17 protein-coding genes, 1 tRNA gene and 2 pseudogenes are annotated in these 21,052 nt (G+C 69.4%); 8 read left to right on the top strand and 12 right to left on the bottom strand.

Going from position 1 to position 21,052, the window contains the following annotated elements:
• From I8N67_RS37705 to I8N67_RS44065, 4 genes and pseudogenes are all read right to left on the bottom strand, one after another.
• The coding region (locus I8N67_RS37705) for an Hsp70 family protein (RefSeq protein ID WP_200308798.1) at positions 1 to 1,038 on the bottom strand (1,038 nt) is incomplete at its 3' end.
• A gap of 186 nt (positions 1,039 to 1,224) precedes the next feature.
• Positions 1,225 to 1,503 (bottom strand): annotated as a pseudogene (locus tag I8N67_RS37700) (TetR family transcriptional regulator C-terminal domain-containing protein); the annotation flags it as partial.
• A 19-nt stretch (positions 1,504 to 1,522) separates the two neighbouring features.
• Positions 1,523 to 1,690, bottom strand: a complete 168-nt coding sequence (locus I8N67_RS43420; RefSeq protein ID WP_234046918.1) for a hypothetical protein — start codon at positions 1,688 to 1,690, stop codon at positions 1,523 to 1,525.
• A gap of 46 nt (positions 1,691 to 1,736) precedes the next feature.
• Positions 1,737 to 2,849, bottom strand: a complete 1,113-nt coding sequence (locus I8N67_RS44065; RefSeq protein WP_200308797.1) for an MraY family glycosyltransferase — start codon at positions 2,847 to 2,849, stop codon at positions 1,737 to 1,739.
• Between the two features lie 231 nt (positions 2,850 to 3,080).
• Here I8N67_RS44065 and I8N67_RS37690 point away from each other — a divergent pair, with 231 nt between their 5' ends.
• Entirely contained in the window at positions 3,081 to 5,360 is a 2,280-nt protein-coding gene (locus I8N67_RS37690; RefSeq protein ID WP_200308796.1) for a (Fe-S)-binding protein, read from the top strand.
• Between the two features lie 95 nt (positions 5,361 to 5,455).
• On the opposite strand, the gene I8N67_RS37685 is transcribed toward I8N67_RS37690, so the two are convergent.
• Together I8N67_RS37685 and I8N67_RS37680 are read right to left on the bottom strand one after the other, a co-directional pair.
• A complete protein-coding gene (locus tag I8N67_RS37685) occupies positions 5,456 to 5,959 on the bottom strand; it encodes an NUDIX hydrolase (protein WP_200308795.1) in 504 nt (167 codons plus the stop codon).
• A gap of 39 nt (positions 5,960 to 5,998) precedes the next feature.
• Positions 5,999 to 6,430, bottom strand: coding sequence for a DUF6281 family protein (locus I8N67_RS37680; RefSeq protein ID WP_200308794.1), 432 nt, complete (start codon positions 6,428 to 6,430; stop codon positions 5,999 to 6,001).
• Positions 6,431 to 6,732: 302 nt separating this feature from the next.
• Here I8N67_RS37680 and I8N67_RS37675 point away from each other — a divergent pair, with 302 nt between their 5' ends.
• From I8N67_RS37675 to I8N67_RS37665, 3 genes are all read left to right on the top strand, one after another.
• Complete coding sequence (locus I8N67_RS37675) at positions 6,733 to 8,208, top strand: FG-GAP and VCBS repeat-containing protein (RefSeq protein WP_200308793.1); 1,476 nt, start codon at positions 6,733 to 6,735, stop codon at positions 8,206 to 8,208.
• An 83-nt stretch (positions 8,209 to 8,291) separates the two neighbouring features.
• The gene (locus I8N67_RS37670; protein ID WP_200308792.1) at positions 8,292 to 9,686 is read left to right on the top strand and encodes a VCBS repeat-containing protein; all 1,395 of its coding nucleotides are present in this window, start codon (positions 8,292 to 8,294) and stop codon (positions 9,684 to 9,686) included.
• A gap of 187 nt (positions 9,687 to 9,873) precedes the next feature.
• Complete coding sequence (locus I8N67_RS37665) at positions 9,874 to 13,203, top strand: NACHT domain-containing protein (RefSeq protein WP_200308791.1); 3,330 nt, start codon at positions 9,874 to 9,876, stop codon at positions 13,201 to 13,203.
• Positions 13,204 to 13,313: 110 nt separating this feature from the next.
• Here the strand turns inward: I8N67_RS37665 and I8N67_RS37660 are convergent, their stop codons facing one another.
• A complete protein-coding gene (locus I8N67_RS37660; protein WP_200308790.1) occupies positions 13,314 to 14,162 on the bottom strand; it encodes a class I SAM-dependent methyltransferase in 849 nt (282 codons plus the stop codon).
• 244 nt (positions 14,163 to 14,406) lie between these two features.
• Between I8N67_RS37660 and I8N67_RS37655 the strand changes: the two genes are divergently transcribed.
• The 3 genes from I8N67_RS37655 (at position 14,407) to I8N67_RS37645 (ending at position 17,599) form a co-directional block, all read left to right on the top strand.
• Complete coding sequence (locus tag I8N67_RS37655; protein ID WP_200308789.1) at positions 14,407 to 14,802, top strand: nuclear transport factor 2 family protein; 396 nt, start codon at positions 14,407 to 14,409, stop codon at positions 14,800 to 14,802.
• A 176-nt stretch (positions 14,803 to 14,978) separates the two neighbouring features.
• Positions 14,979 to 16,457: an integrin-like protein gene (locus tag I8N67_RS37650; RefSeq protein ID WP_307835488.1), complete on the top strand. Its 1,479-nt coding sequence runs from the start codon at positions 14,979 to 14,981 to the stop codon at positions 16,455 to 16,457.
• A gap of 80 nt (positions 16,458 to 16,537) precedes the next feature.
• Complete coding sequence (locus tag I8N67_RS37645) at positions 16,538 to 17,599, top strand: Yip1 family protein (protein WP_200308788.1); 1,062 nt, start codon at positions 16,538 to 16,540, stop codon at positions 17,597 to 17,599.
• Between the two features lie 100 nt (positions 17,600 to 17,699).
• On the opposite strand, the gene I8N67_RS37640 is transcribed toward I8N67_RS37645, so the two are convergent.
• The gene (locus I8N67_RS37640) at positions 17,700 to 18,197 is read right to left on the bottom strand and encodes a phosphoribosyltransferase (RefSeq protein ID WP_200308799.1); all 498 of its coding nucleotides are present in this window, start codon (positions 18,195 to 18,197) and stop codon (positions 17,700 to 17,702) included.
• Between the two features lie 26 nt (positions 18,198 to 18,223).
• Positions 18,224 to 18,799, bottom strand: coding sequence for a dCTP deaminase (gene dcd, locus I8N67_RS37635; RefSeq protein WP_200308787.1), 576 nt, complete (start codon positions 18,797 to 18,799; stop codon positions 18,224 to 18,226).
• A gap of 553 nt (positions 18,800 to 19,352) precedes the next feature.
• Between dcd and I8N67_RS37630 the strand changes: the two genes are divergently transcribed.
• Positions 19,353 to 19,426: transfer RNA gene (locus tag I8N67_RS37630), tRNA-Gly, on the top strand.
• Between the two features lie 88 nt (positions 19,427 to 19,514).
• On the opposite strand, the gene I8N67_RS37625 is transcribed toward I8N67_RS37630, so the two are convergent.
• From I8N67_RS37625 to I8N67_RS43410, 3 genes and pseudogenes are all read right to left on the bottom strand, one after another.
• Positions 19,515 to 20,681 (bottom strand): tyrosine-type recombinase/integrase, encoded by a 1,167-nt coding sequence (locus tag I8N67_RS37625; protein WP_200308786.1) that lies wholly within the window; start codon positions 20,679 to 20,681, stop codon positions 19,515 to 19,517.
• On the bottom strand, positions 20,681 to 20,893 hold the full coding sequence (locus I8N67_RS37620) for an excisionase family DNA-binding protein (RefSeq protein ID WP_200308785.1): 213 nt from the start codon (positions 20,891 to 20,893) through the stop codon (positions 20,681 to 20,683). Before I8N67_RS37620 ends, I8N67_RS37625 begins: the two co-directional genes overlap by 1 nt.
• Positions 20,890 to 21,052 (bottom strand): annotated as a pseudogene (locus tag I8N67_RS43410) (replication initiation protein); the annotation flags it as partial. The gene I8N67_RS37620 and the pseudogene I8N67_RS43410, both read right to left, overlap by 4 nt.

Raw genomic sequence — 21,052 nt, 5'->3', positions numbered from 1 at the left:
GGCCCCGATGGCGACGACCTCGTCCGGGTTCACGCCCTTGTTGGCCTCGCTGCCACCGGTCAGCTCCTTGACGAGCTCGGCGACGGCGGGCATACGGGTGGAGCCACCGACGAGAACGACGTGGTCGATCTCGGACAGCGCGATCCCGGCGTCCTTGATGACGTTGTGGAACGGCGTCTTGCAGCGCTCCAGCAGGTCAGCGGTGAGCTGCTGGAACTGGGCGCGGGTGAGCTTCTCGTCGAGGTGGAGCGGGCCCTCGGCGGAGGCGGTGATGTAGGGGAGGTTGATCGAGGTCTCGGTGGAGCTCGACAGCTCGATCTTGGCCTTCTCGGCGGCCTCACGGAGCCGCTGCAGCGCCATCTTGTCCTTGGCGAGGTCCACGCCGTGACCGGCACGGAACTGCTGCACCAGGTAGTCGACGACGCGCTGGTCCCAGTCGTCACCACCGAGGTGGTTGTCACCGTTGGTGGCCTTGACCTCGACGACGCCGTCACCGATCTCGAGGAGGGACACGTCGAAGGTGCCGCCACCGAGGTCGAAGACGAGGATCGTCTGGTCGTCCTTGTCGAGGCCGTACGCCAGGGCGGCGGCGGTCGGCTCGTTGACGATACGCAGGACGTTGAGGCCCGCGATCTCACCGGCCTCCTTGGTGGCCTGGCGCTCCGAGTCGTTGAAGTAGGCCGGGACGGTGATGACCGCGTCCGCGACCTTCTCGCCCAGGTAGGCCTCGGCGTCGCGCTTCAGCTTCTGCAGGATGAAGGCGCTCATCTGCTGCGGGTTGAAGTGCTTGCCGTCGAGCTCGATCTTCCAGTCCGTACCCATGTGACGCTTCACGGACCGAATGGTCCGGTCCACGTTCGTGACCGCCTGACGCTTGGCGACCTCGCCGACGAGCACCTCACCGTTCTTGGCGAAGGCGACGACGGACGGCGTGGTCCTGGCGCCCTCGGCGTTGGTGATGACGGTGGGCTCGCCGCCCTCCAGAACGCTGACGACGGAGTTAGTCGTGCCCAGGTCGATGCCGACCGCACGTGCCATTTCAATTCCTCCAGCAATGACTTGAGTGGAACGGACTCAAGTGTGCATGACGTCCACCGATGGGTCAACAGAGCTGAGTCAGGGGGGCTCAACTTTTATGTTTTACTTATGGATAGGTGGGGGTTGAGCTGGGGTTTTGTGGGCGCGGGGCCGGTGAGGCCATCGTCACGCCCAGGGGGAGGACGCTCACGCCAGCGCCGCCGCCACCAGCCGGTGGATCTCCTCGGCGGAGACCTGCCCGCCGTTCACCAGCCGGGCGAAGACCAGCCCGTCCACACACGTCAGCAACATGACCGTACGACTCTCGGCGTCCTCGAGGCCACGCTCGGCCAGGAAGTTTCGCACGGCTCGCCGGGCCGCGTTCTCGCGCGGCACGAGGATCTCCCGCAGTTCGGGGTGGTGCACGCTTTCGATAGCGCACGCGTAGCGCGCGAGAGAGCGCCACCGGCCGTCTCCGGTGAGCCGAACCGCCGGAACACGCGGTTCAGACGGTCATGAAGCCGATCAGTAGGGCGAGCGGCAGCAGGACCAGGGGGACCGACATCAGCCAGCCCATGCGGTGGGACGTCCGCCGGCCGACGAGCGCACAGAACGGCACCACGACAGGCAGATAGAGGAACACCACCAGAAGAACGATGCCGCCGGCTCCCACAGGACCCTCCCCGCCCTCCCGGCCGCGACCGCGCGGCCACCGACCCTTATTTGAACACGTTCAAATGAGTTCCGCCAGGCAGCTGCCGGGACCCGCCGGGCGCCGGAACCGGACAGGGGCGGCCCGGCTGACGGGGACGGCCGGGCCGGGCGGGCCGGGCAGGCCCACCGAGCCGTCCGGGCCGGGACGCCGCCCCGTACACCGGCACCCGCAGCACCCCCGCCACGACGACCACCGCACCCCCCACCACCCACCACACCCCGCCCGCCTCCATCCACAGCATGTGGACGGCCACCCCCACCAGCACCGACGCGAGCGCGCACAGCCCCAGGACGACCACGACCCCCACCGGCGTCAGTCCCAGCCGCCGCATCCGGTGCGCGAGATGGTCGGGCCCGCTGCGCCACAGCTCCCGCCGGGCCAGCTTCCGCGATACCAGGACGAGTACGGCGTCGGCGGTCACCAGCGCGGTCAGCGCGAAGGGCATCCCGACGCCCACCCCGTGCCCCGCGGCATAGGCGTACACCTGCACGACACCACCGGCGAGCAGGAACCCCACGAACAGCGCCCCGCACTCCCCGAGCGCCACGCGCGCGGGCGGCCAGTTCTGCATCAGGAACCCGGTGAGCCCGGCGGCCAGCACACTCAGCAGTGCCGCGAGCCCGTCGACGACCTCGGCGGCGGCGCACGCGCTGAGCGCGAAGGCGGTCACGACACCCACGACCCCGAGCACCCCGTCAGGCCGCCCGAGCCCCTTGAACCCGTGCACGACGAGCACCATCCACGGCACGGCCACCATCCCGCCGACCACCCCGACCTCCTCGTACGGCACCACGAACACGGCGGCGCACGTGACACCCACGGCCCTGGGCACGAAGGACAGCCCCCACAGATCCCGCACCAGCCCGAGCCCGGCCACCGCAGCCCCCGCGACAAGCAACCGCGCGCCCTCCACCCCCAACGGCGCGAACCCGCTCCATTCCCCCACCCACGCCACACCCCCCACCCCGCCGACCAGCGCCACACCCCCGAGCAACGGCACCGGCCGCATCCGCCGCCGCTCCACGATCCCGAACCGCAGCGCGGGCACCCGAATCACCGCCGCGAGCAGGGCGGTGATCAGCAGGGCGGAGGCGGAGGCGAGAATCCCGTACAGCACGGGTCGAGAGTATTCTGCTATGTCCTGAAATCAGGCCAATAACACGATCAGCTTTGGAGGGCGGCCACTCAGGCAACCCTCAGCGACGCAGATCACCGCCCCGCTGGCTACAGTGCGGCAAAAGAAGTGGGTAGTCTCAGACGGACCGCATAAGTTACCGCTTAGTAATGATCTTCGAGGCGCCTCAGGGCGCAGCGGAGGAAAACCCTCGCAGGCCCGAGGAGCCACCAAATGCAACTCGCCGCGATCATCGTGTCGTTGGTCCTGACCGTGGTCGGCGTTGCGCTCATCGCCCGAGCCGTCGCGCAGATCTACCGGTTCGTGAAACTCGGTCAGCCGGTGCCGGCGGGCAGCCGCACCGACGACCCGAAGGCGCGCACGCTCACCCTGGCCAAGGAGTTCCTCGGCCACAGCCGGATGAACCGGTGGGGGATCGTCGGCTTCGCGCACTGGTTCGTCGCGATCGGCTTCCTGACGCTGCCGCCGACCCTCGCCCAGGCGTACGGCCAGCTGTTCCAGGCGGACTGGACGCTGCCGGTCATCGGCGGCTTCCTGCCGTTCGAGATGTACATCGAGTTCATCGGTGTGATGACGATCCTCGGCATCCTGGTGCTGATCGCCATCCGGCTGCTCAACCTGCCCTCCCGGGCCGGCCGCAAGTCGCGTTTCGCGGGCTCCAAGGCCTGGCAGGCGTACTTCGTCGAGTACGTCATCCTCACCATCGGCCTGGCCATCTACACGCTGCGCGGCCTTGAGGGCGCCATCCACCACGTGGACCACTACGAGGCCGGGTACTTCGCCTCGTACCCGCTGGTCCTGGCCTTCAAGGACATCGACCCGAGCACGCTCCAGAACCTGGTGTACTTCGTCGCGATGATCAAGATCGGCGTCTCGCTGATCTGGATGATCACGGTCTCGCTGAACACCAACATGGGTGTCGCCTGGCACCGCTTCCTCGGCTTCCCGAACATCTGGTTCAAGCGGAACGCGGACGGCGCGGTCGCCCTCGGCGGCCTCCAGCCGATGACCTCCGGCGGCAAGCCGATCGACTTCACCGACCCGGGCGACGACGACGTGTTCGGTGTCAGCCAGGTCGAGCAGTTCTCCTGGAAGGGCATCCTCGACTTCTCGACCTGCACCGAGTGCGGTCGCTGTCAGTCGCAGTGCCCGGCCTGGAACACGGGCAAGCCCCTCTCCCCCAAGCTCCTGATCATGTCGCTGCGCGACCACGCGCACGCCAAGGCGCCGTATCTGCTGGCCGGTGGCGGCAAGGACATGGAGGGCAACGAGAAGGCGTCCGAGGAGCAGCTCGCCTCGGTGCCCGCGGCAGCGCTGGCCGAGGCCGAGCGGCCGCTGATCGGGACCGTGGAGGAGAACGGCGTCATCGACCCCGACGTGCTGTGGTCCTGCACCACCTGCGGTGCGTGCGTGGAGCAGTGCCCGGTCGACATCGAGCACGTCGACCACATCGTCGACATGCGCCGCTACCAGGTGATGATCGAGAGCGCCTTCCCCTCCGAGGCGGGCACGATGCTCAAGAACCTGGAGAAGAAGGGCAACCCCTGGGGACTGGCCAAGAAGCAGCGCCTGGAGTGGCTGAAGGAAGTCGACTTCGAGATCCCGGTCGTCGGCAAGGACATCGAGGACCTGTCCGAGGTCGAGTACCTGTACTGGGTCGGCTGCGCGGGCGCGCTCGAAGACCGCGCGAAGAAGACGACGAAGGCCTTCGCGGAGCTGCTGCACATGGCGGGCGTCAAGTTCGCGATCATGGGCGGCGACGAGAAGTGCACCGGTGACTCGGCTCGGCGCCTCGGCAACGAGCCGCTGTTCCAGGAGCTCGGCATGGAGAACGTCGCCGCGCTGAACATGGCGTTCGGGGAGGACGACGAGGACGAGTCGACTCGGAAGCCGAAGTCGGCGAAGAAGATCGTCGCCACCTGCCCGCACTGCCTCAACACCATCGGCAACGAGTACCCGCAGCTCGGCGGCGACTACGAGGTCATCCACCACACCCAGCTGCTCCAGCACCTCATCGACGACGGCAAGCTGATCCCGGTGACCCCCGTCGAGGGCCTCATCACCTACCACGACCCCTGCTACCTGGGCCGCCACAACAAGATCTACACGCCCCCGCGCGAGATCATGTCCGCCGTCCCGGGCCTGCGTCAGCAGGAGATGCACCGCCACAAGGAGCGCGGCTTCTGCTGTGGCGCCGGTGGCGCGCGGATGTGGATGGAGGAGCGGATCGGCAAGCGCATCAACAACGAGCGCGTCGACGAGGCGCTGTCCCTCAACCCGGACATCGTCTCCACCGCCTGCCCCTTCTGCCTCGTCATGCTGACCGACTCGGTCAACGGCAAGAAGAACGATGGCAAGGCCAAGGAGTCCATCCAGGTCGTCGACGTCGCCCAGCTCCTCCTGGAGTCCGTCAAGACCCCGGTCCCGGACGACGAGCCCCCGGCGGGCACGGCGGAGACGGAGAGCGAGCCGGAGCCTCAGCCGGTGAAGTAGTCCGGCCGACAACCTCAGCCGTACCGCCCGATGCCCCTGAGCTCGAACAGAGCCCAGGGGCATCGGTCGTACAGTCACCGCTCACCACTCACCACTCATGCCGTCCGGCGACCGGACAGGGCGCGATACCGGTCGAAGGCCTCCCGGGCGTCCGGTACGAAGGCCCGGTTGCCGACCAGCTCGATCAGCTCGGGTTCCGTCAGCCAGTCGTACCAGGCGATCTCCGACGGGTCGGGCGCCACCGGCTCCGCGACGACGACCTCGTGCAGACCGAGCCAGTACGGGCTGATCACCCCCGCGCACCGGAACTTGAACACGAATCGCGGGCTCGCCCGGACGCCCAGCTCCTCCGCCAACTCCCGTGCGGCGGCAGCCTCGTACGGCTCCCCGACGTCGGCGGCTCCGCCGACCATCCAGTTGAACTGCCCGGGGAAGCGCGAGACGCCGTCCGGACGGCGGTGGACGAGGATCCGTCCCCCCGCGTCCCGGCACACGACCGTCGCGATGCGGTGCAGCCATCCACGACGGATCGCCTCGCCCCTGTCGACGACGCCGAGCACCTCGTCCCGCTCATCGACCCGATCCACCAGCTCATCCATGCGCCCCACGATCGCAAGAGGCACTGACATCGATGCACCTCACCCGTCGCCGAAGAGCCTCTCCGTCGCGTCCGTGAGGGGCTCGTCCTCGGGGCTGTGGACCATGACGGACAGTTCGTCCTTCGGTGACTCGCGGACCGCGATGGCGTCGTCGGGGTCGATGCCCTTGATGGCATAGGCCTGGTACGCGGTCAGCTCCTCGACCGGGATCTCGTCGTCCCGGACCTCCTCGCTGCCGCCCGTGTCGTCGCAGACCCACTGGCGTGCCGTACCCACCAGGGCCCCCAGCTCGTACTCGACGTCGCCCACGTGGATGTACACGCGGTCACCGTGGTCCACGGCGAACGCGCAGGAGGCGGAGCTCTCCCCGTCGCCGTCCAGCGCCGTGCAGCCGACGGCCAGGTGTGCCGTGACCAGAGCGGCCAAGGCGGCCAGGGCGATCCGTACGCGGCGGGAACCGGTCATCGTCATGTGTCTCCTCAAGGGGGATGTCAGCCGGCGGCTTCCGTTCCCCGGACGCACAGCCCGCGCCGAACGTTCGACGCACCGGGCGACCAGAACGAACTAAGAGGGCCCACGCGTCCCACCCGTTCCACCATCCCCAGAAATTTCTTGAAGTCCCGTACAACCCTCCCCCACCCCCACTGGTCTCCTGTTAGCCAACCTTCCCGTGAACCCCGGACGAACCCGGGGCGAACGCGGGCAGGAAGGGCACTCCCATCAACTGCGGAGGTCTGCTCGGCAGGCGTCCGCGTGCAGCAGGAGATTCCCGCATGCGCAAGCACCTGCGACTCGCCCTCGCGACGGCCTCCGCGGCCGCGCTGACGGGCGGTCTGCTCACGTTCTCGGCCGTGACGGCGACGGCGGCCGACTCGGTCCACCAGCCCGTGGCCGACTTCAACAACGACGGCTTCGGCGACGTCGCGTACTCGGCCGGCAACGCCACCGTCGGCGGCAAGAAGGGCGCCGGTCAGATCGTCGCCCTGTACGGCTCGGCGACCGGCGTGACCTCCACCAAGCGCGCCACGATCAGCCAGAACACCGCCGGCGTTCCCGGCAGCGCCGAGACCAACGACAGCTTCGGCTGGGTCAGCGCGTACGGCGACTACAACGGCGACGGCTACGACGACCTGGCCGTGTCCGCGCCGAACGAGGACGTCGACGGCGACACCGACGGCGGCACGGTCGCCATCGTCTGGGGCTCGGCGAAGGGCCTGTCCGGCGCCACCACCGTCAAGGACCCGGCGGTCTCCTCGCACGACTACTGGGGCACCGCGCTGGCATCCGGCGACTTCGACGGCGACGGCACGGAGGACCTCGCGGTCGGCTCCTCGTCGAGCCGGGTGTACGTCTTCAAGGGCGGCATCACCAAGTCGGGCACGTACGGCGGCCGCTACAGCTTCACCACCGACATCCGCTCCGGCAAGGGCACCGGCACGCTGGTGCTCACCGCGGGCGACGTCAACGGCGACAAGCGGACCGACATCGTCGTCGACGGCTACGAGACCGACAGCGACTGGGGCTACAACACCAACTGGTACGTGCCCGGCACCGCCTCCGGTCTCAGCTCGTCGGGTGCGAAGGAGCTGAAGCGCGGCATCATCACCGGCATCGGCGACATCAACGGCGACGGCTTCGGCGACATCGTCACCGGCCAGGACTGGGACCCGTCGAAGGACGGCAGCGAGCCCTCCGTGCCCGAGTCGTCCACCGGCGGCAAGGTGCACGTCGTCTTCGGCTCCGCCGACGGCCCGGGCACCACGGTCGCGGTGACGCAGAACAGCGGCAACGTGCCCGGCTCCTCCGAGCGAGGCGACTGGTTCGGCAGCGAGCTGTCCCTCGGCGACATCAACGGCGACGGAAAGACCGACCTGGTGGTCGGCTCCCCCGGCGAGAACCTCGGTGGTGTCGTCAACACCGGCGCGGTGACCGTCCTGTACGGCACGGAGACCGGTCTGAACACCACCTCCGGCTACCAGTACCTCGCCCAGTCGACGGCCGGTGTCCCCGGCTCGGACGAGAAGGACGACCTCTTCGGCGGTGACGTGAAGCTCACCGACGTCACCGGCGACGGCAAGGCGGACCTGACGGTCGGCGCGTACGGCGAGAACGACTTCAACGGCTCCGTGGTCTACCTGCCCTCCAACGGCACGAAGATCACCACGACGGGCGCCCGCTCCATCGCCCCGTCCGCCGTCGGCGTCTCCACGGCCGGCCAGCCGGTCTTCGGCGCGAACGCGGCCAACTGACGCTCAACTGCCGTATCGCACAAGCGAGTTGGGCCCGCGTCCCGGTGACTGGGACGCGGGCCCTCCCCAACCCTGGAGCCCCCTTGCGCACACGCCCTTTCCTCCTGGCCGCAGGCCTCCTCGCCGCCGGTCTGACCCCGCTCGCCCTGACCCCGCTCGCCCTGGCCACGCCCGCCGGGGCGGCGGTCGCCAAGTACGCCGACGACTTCAACGGCGACGGCTACCGCGACAACGCGGTCTTCTCGTACGGCCCCGAATACGCCAGCAAGGGCGGCGGCATCCAGGTCACCTTCGGCACGGCGAACGGCCCCGGCACGAAGACCCAGTTCATCGACCAGGCGAGCGCGGGCGTCCCCGGCGCCGACGAGACGGACGACTTCTTCGGCGAGGTCCGCACGGCCGCCGACTTCAACAAGGACGGCTACGGCGACCTCGCCGTCTCCGCCAACGGAGAGGACGTCGGCAGCGCCAGGAACAACGGCACGGTCACCGTCCTCTGGGGCGGCAAGAAGGGCCTGTCCGGCGGCACCACCGTCCCGAACAAAGGTCCGAAGGGCGTCTCCGGCGAGGCCGTCGACTTCGCCACCGGCGACTTCAACGGCGACGCCAAGCCTGACCTGGCCCTCGTCCGCGACGGCAAGACGTACGTCTACCGGGGCGCGATCGGCAAGTCGGGCGTGAAGGGCTCGGTGACCGTCCTGGACAAGGACGGCGCGGGCTTCTACTCCACCGCCCTCATCTCCGGCAAGGTGAACAAGGACGGCAAGACGGACCTTGTCATCATCGGCGACACCGTCACCGACACCACCCTCGCCTCCGACGCCTGGTTCATCTCCGGCGGCAAGGCCAAGCTCTACCCCGGCAAGACCCTCCGCATCGAGTCCGTGAAGGCCGACGGCGGCCAGGCCGAGCGCGGCGGCGACGGCGTCATCAACGACTTCGACAAGGACGGCTACGGCGACATCGCCATCGGCACGCCGATCTACGACAAGTCCAAGGGCCGCGTGACGATCTGGTACGGCGGCGCGTCGGGCCCGGCCGAGTCCGCCCGCTTCACCCAGTCCACGTCCGGTATCAAGGACACCCCGGAGTCGTACGACGCCTTCGGCGACTCCGTCACCTCCGGCGACGTGAACGGCGACGGCTACCGCGACCTCGCGATCGGCGCGCCCGGCGAGAGCCTCGGCGCCAAGGCCGAGGCGGGCGCGGTCCACGTCCTGTACGGCGGTAAGTCCGGCCTGACGGCCAAGGGTTCCCAGTTCTTCGCCCGCAACACGGCGGGCGTACCGGGCGATTTGGCCTCCGGCGAGTACTTCGGCCACACGATCCGCCTCCGCGACACCAACCGCGACGGCAAGGCCGACCTGTACGTGGTGGGGGAGAACGGTTCGGTGGTACTGCGGGGTTCGACGAAGGGCGTGACGACCACGGGGGCGACGGTCGTGGACGGCGACACGGTCCGGGGGATGCTTCAGTGACGCGGGCCGCATAGCGCGTGTATGAGGGCGGCGAGCCCGGCGGGGGTCGTGTGCATTGTGTGCACGACCACGCCGGGCTCGCCGCTTTCGCGGTGGAGGCTCCAGGGACGTGCGGGAAGTACGTCCGGTGTGAACTGGGTACGGGGCTGAAGCCCGACTGACGATGGTGCACGACACGGGGGTGGCAATGAGGGGCGTACGCGGCGGACTCCGCATCGTGGGCGGCGCCGGGCTGCTGGTCACGGCCGGCGTGGCCACGAACCAGGTGTTGTCGGACGGCAGGTTCAGCTGGACCTGGCTGTACGCGTCGCTGGGCGTGGCGGTCCTGAGCCTGCTGTTCTCGGAGCTGGGGGACGCGCCGGCCCCTCCCGGGGGCGAGGCCGTCGCACGCGGCCGGCGCGGGGTCTATCTGCGCCAACTCCGCGCGAGTGTCCGGGACATGGAGACCGTCGGCATCGCGACCCAGAGCGAGTTCGTGTTCCGGATGCGTCAGGTGTACGTCGACGTCAGCGTCGTACCGCAGGTGCTGCACGCCGCCGCCAGGGAGCCGTATCTCGGCTCGGTGGCCGGCGGGGAACGCCGCAGCCTGGAGTCGGTGCTGCGGGACGCCGAGCGGGACGAGGCGACCCGGACCCTGGCCGTGATCGGCGGCCCGGGCTCGGGCAAGACCACACTGGCCCGCAACACGGCCCTGGAACTGTGCGGACGCGGATGGCGCCCGTGGAAGCGAAGACTTCCGGTACTGCTCTATCTGCGCGACCACACGGCGGCGCTTCTGGCCGACGAACCACCGCCGCTGGAAGCCGTGGCCGTCTCGGCCGCCTGGCTGGAGGGGAAGGTCCCGGCCCACTGGCTCGGCCGCAGACTCGATCGCGGCGGGTGCGTGGTGCTGCTGGACGGCTTGGACGAGGTCGCCGACCGGGCGGACCGGGAGCGGGTGGTGGCGTGGGTCGCCCGTCAGATCCGACGGCACCCCGACAACACCTACGTCGTGACCTCCCGCCCGTACGGCTACGAGTCCAACCCGCTGCCGGGCGCGGAAGTCCTCCAGGTACGCCGCTTCACCTGGCAGCAGATCGACCAGTTCCTGCGCCAGTGGTCACAGGCGACAGAGAGCCGGGCCCGGGGCGGAACCGGCCGAGAGGTGCGGTCGGCCGCCGACCGCAGCGCCGCCGATCTGCTCGCCCGGCTACGGAAACAAGGCGCGCTCTACGACCTCGCGGCCAATCCGCTCCTGCTGACGATGACGGCGAACGTCCACCGCTACCGGGGCCAACTCCCCGGCAGCCGCGCCGAGTTGTACGCCGAGATGGCCGATGTGCTGCTGCATCGGCGCTCCGAGGCGCGTGGCCTCCGCGACGGCTTGGGCCTCGGCGGCCCGCACAAGCAGCATGTCGCACAGCACCTGGCGCTGGCCATGATGAAGGCCAGGGTCAGGGACTGGCCCGTACGGGACGCGGCCAGGGCGATCCGCAGACCGCTGCGGCAGGTCCCGGGCGAGGTGACCGCCGAGGTGTTCCTCGACGCCGCGCACAAGAGCGGTCTGCTCGTCGAGCGCGAACACGGCGTGTACGGCTTCGCCCACCTCACCCTCCAGGAGTATCTGGCGGCCGCCCAGCTCAGCACCCCCCGCGCCGACATCACCATGCTGAACGGGGTCGTCGACGACCCCTGGTGGCGCGAGACCATCCTGCTGTGGGCCGCCGCCAACGACGCCACGCCCGTCATCAGCGCCTGCCTCGACCGAGGCAGCGTTCCCGCCCTGGCCCTGGCCTTCGACTGCGCCGACCAGGCGAGAACCGTCGACCCCGACGCGAGGGACCGGCTGGAGGCCCTGCTCGCCCCGCCCGCCACCGACCGGCCCGCCGACCCCGCCAGGGAACATCTCCTCGCCGGAATCCTGGCAACCCGCACCCTGCACGAGTCCATCCAGCTGAACGACACCACCGCGCTGTCCGCGCGCCCCGTCCCCCGCGCCCTGTACGACATGTTCGTCCACCAGGAAGTGCTGGCAGGCCGCTTCCACCCCGACGCCGTCAGAGCCGGGGACACCGGAAGCGGTGCGCTCGTGGCCACCGGCATGCAGGCCGGAGACGCCGAACGCTTCGTCGACTGGCTGAACGACGTCACCGCGGACGGCTCCTACCGGCTACCCACCCCGGAGGAACTCCGCGACCCCGCGGCCGGCGCGGCGGCGGACCTCACCCGCCACACCGTCTGGGCGTGCGACGACAGCCGTACGGTGCTCCATCGGCCACCGGGGGTTGTGTGGCCCTATGGATCCGGCGCCACTCTCCACTTTTCCACACCGGCCGCCGACCGCCAGGAGCTCACCCCCTTTATCGAACTTCTGGGTATGGAGCCCCCGCAGCAGGCCCGGGTGGAGAGCTGGGCCAAGGCCCTGAGCGGGGCTGTCAGGCACGCTCCGGAGATTCACTCTCCTCAGCACACCCCGCTGAAACTGCCTCTCACCCTCGCCACCGCGCTCGCCCTCGATCTCGCCTTGACCAGCGCTGTCGCCCATGTGCGCGCTCTCGACTCCGGGTTCACCCCGACCGTGAGTGTCGTCCAACCCTTCGGGTTCACCCTCCATGCGGGCTCCGACCGAAAACGCCACTTCGACCGCGTCAGCGGACTCACCGCCGCTCTGGCCCCCGCAGGCAGCCTCAGCTCGGAACTCGGCCTCGACACAACGCTGCTCCTGACCTTGTCCCAAGCCCTTGCTCGCGACGCTTCCCTCCGCGACGCCATTGGCGCCGTCGACGCTCTTGGCCTCGCCCGCGCCCGGGCCCTGGCCCACGCCCGTGACGTCGACCCCGCCCTCGCAGGTCACGCCCCGGATTTCCTCCCCGACCGGGAACACGCCCTGGCCCGTGCCCGCACCGTCGACCTCAGGCTGGAGGGTCCCGGCCATGACCTCGGCCTCGTCCTCGGCGCCGGTCCCGCCCTTTACCTCGGCGAGAGCGTCTTCTACGCCCCGGACCCGGTTCTCGGCCTGGACGTCGCCTTCACACTCGACCGACACCACCATGGCGAAGCACTGGGACTCGCCCTCGCGGCTCTACGCCTTCTGTTCACAACGACGCCGCCCCGAATCGCCACCGGGCCCTCCGTACTCCGGAATCTCGACGGCCACCTGGCCCACCTGGCGAACAGGCTCTACACCGGGCCGCCCGTTCCAGAAGATCCGACTGCCTGCATGCGCCATGTCCGCGACCTCCTGCAAGCCGCTGCTCACGAGATGGGGCCCTCCCCCGCCTCAGCGATCATCGACACTGCCACGCTCCTGCTCGTCGCCATGCGTGACCGACGGTCGCCCTCCGACCCCCGGGCACTCGCCTGTGTCCGCACCGCGATCCTGGCCGCACTCTCCGCCCTGCCGCCGGAAGGCCGGGCCTTCCAAGAGCCCTACAGACTCCTGCACCAGACATGGCAGAGCCTGATCGCCCTCGACCACCGCACACCGAATGCCGAGGACCTCAACCAGATCCTCCTCATAGCCCGCACCCACCCCTGACGATCACGCAGCGACGACAGCACATCCCCACCGGTCGCCCACTCGCCCCCGTTCTCGTACCCCACGTACCGCCGGAACAGCCCGCTGCCCCTCCTGGTACCGCCTCGCACTCATGCCCCCACCCCAGCCCCAGCCACCCGCCGCCCCCGCGCGCTGACCATCGGATAGGAGTTGACGACGAACCCGGGATCGTCCAACAGCTCCAGGAACCGCCGCAGTTCACCGTCCCCGAGCCACGTGTCTCCGATCCGCATCGCACCGATCCGGATCTCGGCCTCACCCGCCCGCCGGGCCGCCTGTTCGATGTTGGCGCGGTGGAGCTTGATGCCCTGGCCGCCGCCCGCCCACGTCTCGGCGTACGTCGTCGCCGTCACACCCTCCAACCCGGCGCGCATCATCTCGCCGACCACCTGCCGCCCCCACAGGGGTTCCGCGCCGGCCTGGCCGAGAGCCTCCAGCAGGGCCCCGTGCACCCGCTCGAACAGAGCGCCCGCTTCGCCGTCCGGCGTCGCGAGCACGGGCGTCCACCCGCAGTCGAACTCCTCCAGCACCAGCCACCCACCCGGCCGCAACGCCCCCGTCAACCGCTCCAACACCCGCGTCCGCTCCGGCAGATGCAACAGCACCAGCCGCGCGTGTACGAGGTCGAAGTCGCCGTCTCCCGGCATCGGATCGCGGGTGATGTCGTGCGTCAACAGCCGTACGTTCGCAGGCAGTTGCCTTTGCACAGCCCAGCGCGGGTCGAGGTCCGTAACGAGAACCTCCCCGTCCGGCCCCACCCGCTCCCCCAGCCAGTCACCGAGTGAGCCCCCTCCACCACCGACCTCCAGGCACCTCCAACCCGGCCCGACACCGGTGTTTTCCAACGCCTTCCGCGACCAGGGGTCGTACCGCGACTCCAGGACGGAGAAGCGCTCCCGCGTCTGATCGTCCGCGTTGTCGAACAGATAGCGCGACATGACGCCTCCCTCTCCTCACTGCCGTACACCCGAAATACTCACACCATGAGCACACTCATTTGCAGAGCGTAATGATTCGCCCACGCTTCGGCGCGGGTGCGCCCTGCGTGCACGAGAGCGCACCCGCCCACGCTTCGGCGCGGGTGCGCCCTGCGTGCACGAGAGCGCACCCGCGAAGATAATTCCAATACAGGAAGAATCCCCCTAAAGGGCTCGAAGAGCCCGCCGAAAGCCGGCGATCCCCATGACCGAACACCCGAACGCCGCCCTCGTCCGCAAGGGCTACGACGCCTTCACCCGCGGCGACATGGACACCCTCCGCGGTCTGATGTCGTCGGACTGCACGCACCACGTCCCCGGCGACAACCCGCTGTCCGGCGACTACAAGGGCCAGGACTCGATCCTGGACATGTACCGCCGACTCTTCGAGGAGACCGACGGCACGTTCAGCGTCGCCATGAGCCACATCCTCGTCGACGGCCGGGGCCACGCCGTCTCCGTGCACCGCTACACCGCCGAGCGCAACGGCAAGCGGATCGAACAGAACGGCTGTCTGATCTTCCGGATCGTCGGAGACAAGTTCACCGACATCGACGAATGCCAGGAGGACATGGAGAAGGAGAGCGAATTCTGGGCGTGACGCCCCCCCGTACCGGCCCAGCCCAGCCCACTCCACGCCCCTCCCGATCAGCCCGATCAGCCCGATCAGCCCGATCAGCCGTATCAGCGACGCGCACAACCCCGAACGGCCTCCAGGTGTCACACAGGTGAACAAGCCAGCACCCCCGACATCCGGCCACCCACCTGGAGCCCCCCGTGCACAGACGGACGTACGCCCTGGCCGCCGCCACCACCGCGGCCAGTACGGCGGCGGCACTCGCCCTCACCCTCGCCCCCCACGCGGCCGCCGCCCCCCAACCCACCCCCGTGACCAGCGACTTCAACGGCGACGGCTACGCGGACCTCGCCGTAGGCGTCCCCGACGCCACCGTGAGCGGCAAGGCGAGGGCCGGCTATGTGAACGTCGTCTGGGGCGGCGCGAAGGGCCTGGGCCGGCACGGCGGCATCCGGGTCAGCCAGGCCACCGCCGAGGTCCCCGGCACCCCGGAGGCGGGCGACCGCTTCGGCGCGGCGGTGGCGCTGGAGGACACGAGCGGCGACGGCATCGCGGAGCTGATCGTCGGCGCGCCCGGCGAGGACGTCACCGGTCGCGGCACGGACGCGGGCTCGGTCACCGTCGTCGGCGGCGCGAAGGTGGGCACGGGTCCGGGGTCCACGGCCCTCACCGGCCCGTCGGCGAACTCGGCCTACGGCTGGTCGGTCGCCGCGGCGGACCTGACCGGCGACGGCGGCCGGGACATCGTGGTCGGCGGCCGGGACAAGGTCGTGCTGCGCGCCGTCGTCAACGACGGTGAGGACATCGTCGTCACCACCGTCCTCGCCACCCCCATGGGCGGCCGCGCCCCGCTCCTCGCCACCGGCGACTTCACCGCCGACGGCACGGACGACCTGGCCCTCGCCTTCCACACGATCAACGCCCCCTACACCCAGTCGCACGTACGGCTGTGGGCGTGGGACCCGGCCGAGCAGCGCATGGCCAACACCTGGAACGCCTCCAACGGCGCCGCCTCCGCGCTCGCCGTCGGCGACTTCGACGGCGACGGCCTGGACGACCTCGCCCTCGGCGAATGCCGCGAGATCGCCGACGAGAACATCGACGACCCGTGCGGCCCGGAGTCGTACGCCAAGGGCGGCGGCATCCACGTCAGCTACGGCGACCCGAACGGCTCCTTCGGCCTGCGCTCCCAGACCCTCAACCAGGACACGGTCGGCGTCCACGGCGTCGCCGAGGACGGCGACCGCTTCGGCGCCTCCCTCGCCGTACTGGACGTCAACGGCGACGGCCGCGACGACCTGATCGCGGGCGCCCCCGGCGAGGCCATCGGCACCCGCAAGGCCGCCGGCGCGGCCACGCTCCTGCTGGGCCACGCCGGCGGCATCGTCGACAGGTACGGCGAGGCGTCGTCCGTCCCGTACCACCAGGACCGCCCCCGCGTCCCCGGCGCCGCCGAGCCCGCCGACGCCTTCGGCACGGCCGTGGCCACCGGCGACTACGACAAGGACGGCACCCCGGACACGGCCGTCGGCACCCCGGGCGAGAACACCCGCTCCGGCGGCGTCTGGGTCTTCCCGAAGACCTCCGTGACCAACTCCTACGCCCTCACCCCGAAGAACCTGGGCCTCCCGTCCCCGACGACGGCATTGTCGTACGGCAGGTTCCTGACCAGCCACTGACCAGCCACTGACCAGCCACTGACGGTGCCGGGGACTGACTCCCGTGAGCCCCCGAGGAATCCCTGACGATCCCTTAGGGGATGTCACAGCTCGGCCGCAAAGCCGGGCCGGTTGGCCCCGGCCCGGCACGCTGTCGTCCGGGACCAGGTACGTTCGATGACGTGGCTGGATTCAGGATCGGACGCGGCCGGGACAACGGCGCTCCTCAAGCGCGACCGCAACACCCCCCGCACGGACAGCAGGCCCCGCAGGCCGGCGGCCCGTCGTACGGCTATCCCCAGACGCCCCCGCAACCGCCGTACGGCGGCGGCCGGGGCGGCGGTCAGGGCTGGCCCCAGACGCGCGGCGGCGGTCACCCCGGGAACTACGGCACCCACGTCAGTCCCGGACCGCACGGGAACCAAGGGCACCAGGGGAACCACGGCGAGCCGGAGTACTTCGGCGACGACGGCACGCACCCCCAGGGCGGCCCCCACGGTGGCGGCGTGGACCCGTACGCGGCCAACAACCCGGGTCACACGCAGACGTTCGCCGTCGGCGATGACCCTTACCACCCGGGCGACACCTACCGCGCGGGCCAGGCACCGCCGACCCCGCTCGGTCCGCGGCTGCCGTGGAAGGCCCTCCTCAAGGGCATCCTCACCAGCCCGAACCGGACCTTCCTTCTGATGCGCGACTACCCGGTGTGGGGCCCCGCCCTCATCGTGTCGTTCCTGTACGGCCTGCTGGCCGTGTTCGGTTTCGACACCGCCCGCGAGGACGCGATCAACGCGACGCTGTCGAACGCCGTACCGATCGTCCTCGTCACGGCCGTGACGATGGTGCTGAGCACCTTCGTCCTGGGCGTGGTCACCCACACCCTGGCCCGCCAGCTCGGCGGTGACGGCGCCTGGCAGCCCACGGTCGGCCTCTCCATGCTGATCATGGCCCTGACGGACGCGCCCCGCCTGGTCGTAGCGATGTTCGCGGGTGGCGACGCCTCCTTCGTCCAGATCCTCGGCTGGATCACCTGGGTCGCCGCCGGCGCCCTCCTGACCCTCATGGTCGCCAAGTCCCACGACCTGCCCTGGCCCAAGGCCCTCGGCGCCTCCGCGATCCAGCTGGTAGCGATCCTGTCGCTGATCAAGCTGGGCACGTTCTGATCAAGTCGCAGGAATCAGGAGTGAAGTGAGGGGCTCCCGGCAACAAGCCGGGAGCCCCTACTCGTATACGCGTACGTACATACCTGCTTATGCAGGGCCTCTAGGCGTCGAGAACCTGTCCGGCCCGCCGCACGACGGGCGGCTCGACGCTCCACGGGAAGTTGATCCAGTCGTTTGTCCGCTTCCACACGTACTCGCACTTCACGAGGGAGTGGGACTTCTCATAGATCACGGCGGACCGTACCTCCGCCACGGTGTCGAGGCAGAAGTCGTGGACGAGCTTGAGCGTCTTGCCCGTGTCGGCCACGTCGTCCGTGATGAGGACCTTCTTGTCGGAGAAGTCGATCGCGTTCGGAACGGGCGCGAGCATCACGGGCATCGGCAGGGTGGTGCCCACGCCCGTGTAGAACTCGACGTTGATCAGGTGGATGTTCTTGCAGTCCAGCGCGTAGGCGAGCCCACCGGCGACGAAGACGCCACCGCGCGCGATGGAGAGGATGACGTCGGGCTCGTACCCGTCGTCGGCGATGACCTGAGCGAGCTCCCGCACGGCCGAGCCGAACACCTCGTACGTCAGGTTCTCGCGCACCCCACTCACCCCTGCTGCCACATCCGCCACGCCAGTCACACCTGCGTCCGGTGGAAGTTGAGGAAGGACCGGGAGGCGGTGGGCCCCCGCTGCCCCTGGTACCGCGACCCGTACCGCTCACTGCCGTACGGGAACTCGGCCGGCGAGCTGAGCTGGAACATGCAGAGCTGCCCGATCTTCATACCGGGCCAGAGCTTGATGGGCAGGGTGGCGAGGTTCGACAGCTCAAGGGTCACGTGCCCGGAGAACCCGGGATCGATGAACCCGGCGGTGGAGTGCGTGACGAGCCCGAGCCGCCCCAGCGAACTCTTGCCTTCGAGCCGCGAAGCGAGATCGTCGGGGAGGCTGATGACCTCGTAGGTACTGGCGAGGACGAACTCCCCGGGATGGAGGATGAACGGCTCATCGCCCTCCGGCTCCACGAGCCGCGTGAGATCCGCCTGCTCGACGGCCGGGTCGATATGGGGATAGCGGTGGTTCTCGAACACCCGGAAGAAGCGGTCGAGACGCACGTCGATGCTCGACGGCTGCACCATGGATTCGTCGTACGGATCGATCCGCACCCGACCGGCGTCGATCTCGGCCCGGATGTCCTTGTCTGAGAGAAGCACGTCCCGAGGATACGCAAGACGCGCGGGCCGCCCACCATCAGGACGGACCCGCGCGCCTGTACGACTACTCCCTGCCTACAGCTTCCACTCCGCCACCGCTATCGCTTCTCCAACGCCCCCACCGGCACGACGCTGCGCAACCGCGCGCAACGCGGGCAGCGGATGAGCCGGCCGGGTCCGAGGCGATCGGCCTGCTGCATCGGGAACGTAGCGGTGCTGAACACGTGCCCATCGGCACAACGGACGACGGTGCGCTCCATCAAGTCCAAGAGTCCCTTCCCCAAGAGCCGCGTCTGGATGTCGACCTGACGTCGACCTGACGACCAAAGCCACATTACGGGATCAATGGGACGGCCCTCCAGGCGGCACTCCGATCCCCCGAAGCCCCCACCCAGACCCTCTTCCGCACCTCCACCGTACGCCCCAACTCCCGCCCCACGCAGCCCCATCCCCACCCCCACAACGCAACCGGGCCCCACGCCTCCAGCACGCGGGACCCGACATGAGGTAAAGTAACAACGCGTTCCGACTCCGGCACCAACCGGCGTCTTACGCGGGTGTAGTTTAGTGGTAGAACATCAGCTTCCCAAGCTGAGAGTGCGAGTTCGATTCTCGTCACCCGCTCCATGCGAACCCCCAGGCCAGAGGCCCGGGGGTTCTTTGTTGTCTAGACCGGTGCGCGGGTGGCGCACCACAACCGCACCATAAGGACTGGCTACGTCCCGGTGGCCTTCTCCTTGTGGTGCGCGGAGTCGCCCGTGTGGTTCTTCGCACGCTCCGTGCGCACCATCTCGTCGAGACCGGCCGCCAAGTCGCGCTGCCGCTCGTCGTCGGAGTGCTGATAGATCAGCGCGGCCTTCTCGGAGGACTGTCCAGCCCGAACCATGGTGTCTTTGAGCGTGGCACCGGAGCGCGTGGAGAGCGTGTGCCCGGTATGGCGAAGGTCGTAGAAGCGGAAGCCTTCCGGCAGCCCCGCAGCGGCACGGGCACGGCGCCATTTCCGGCCGAAGGATGTGCGGCGGAAGGCGGCGCCCTTCTCCCCGACGAAGAGAAGCCCATCGGGGCCCTTCTCCGCGTACCAGGCGAGGTGGCGCTTGACGTCCTTCTCCAGGAAGGCAGGCAGGACGACGAGACGGGCGCCCGCATCGGACTTGGTGGCTCCGGGAGCGCGCTTCCCGTTGGTCCGCTCGGGCTCGGCCACGCGGACACGGATCACGAGGTTGTCGAGGTCGACGTCTCGGCGCCGGAGGCCGGCCAGTTCCTCTGGCCGCATAGGCCCGTACGCCCCCAGGTAGACCATGAGGCGCCAGCGGATACCGATCGCTTCGGCGAGCGCGTCGACCTGGACGACGGTGGCGATCCGGCGCTCAGCGGCGGACTCCTTGCCCGCACCCTTGATCCGGCACGGGTTGCGACTGACCAGGTCGTCATCGACGGCCGTTTCCATCATGCCTTTGAGCAGCCGGTATGCCTTGGCGACGGTTGTCTTGGCACTGGTCGCCCGAAGCCGCTCCGCTCGCCATTCACGGACGCGCGGTGCGGTGATCTCGTCCAGGTCGAGCGTGCCGAAGGTCGGGAGGATGTAGAGCCGAAGAAGGTGTTGATACAGATCCACCGTCCGTACGGCCAACTCCCGCTCCTCGACCCACTTCTCGGCGTACTCACGGAAGTTCACGGCGCCCGCGTCGGGAGCGCGCCAGTCGCCCCGGCTGAGATCCGCCTCAACCTGGGAGAGCCAGATCTCAGCGTCTTTCTTCGTCTCGAAGGTCTCGGGTGCACGCACCCGCTCGTTGTCGGGAGCGAGGTACGACGCCGTCCACTTCCCGGACCGGTACTGCCGCACAGCCCCAAAGCGGCGACGTCTGCCCTTCTTGTTGGCCATCAGGCAGCCCTCCGAAGTCCGGTACGGCGGAGCCGGATCGGCTCGACGGTCCGAGAGTCCAGGTACTCGTGAAGGGCACTCTCAGGGATGCGAACGTGACGGCCGACCTTCACGTAGCGAATGCGCCGCTCCTCGATGAGCCGCCGGGGGAAGCGGGTGGTCGTACCCAGCAGCTCGGCGACCTGGTCGACGGACAGGTAGCGGTCGTTCATGTGGTCGGCTCTCCTTCCGTTCCGGGGGCGGGTTCGAGGGACGCGGCAAGCCAGGTCTCGCCCGCACTGAGGCCCGTACCGGCGAACACCCAGTGAGCGAGGACGAGCGTGGTTTCGCCGTCCTGAGGTGCGGGCGGAGCGGCTTGGGCGCGGCGCCAT

This window comes from Streptomyces adelaidensis, from assembly GCF_016598475.1.
In the GTDB taxonomy this organism is placed as follows: Bacteria; Actinomycetota; Actinomycetes; order Streptomycetales; family Streptomycetaceae; genus Streptomyces; species Streptomyces adelaidensis.
This window is presented reverse-complemented; position numbering and strand designations above follow the sequence as displayed.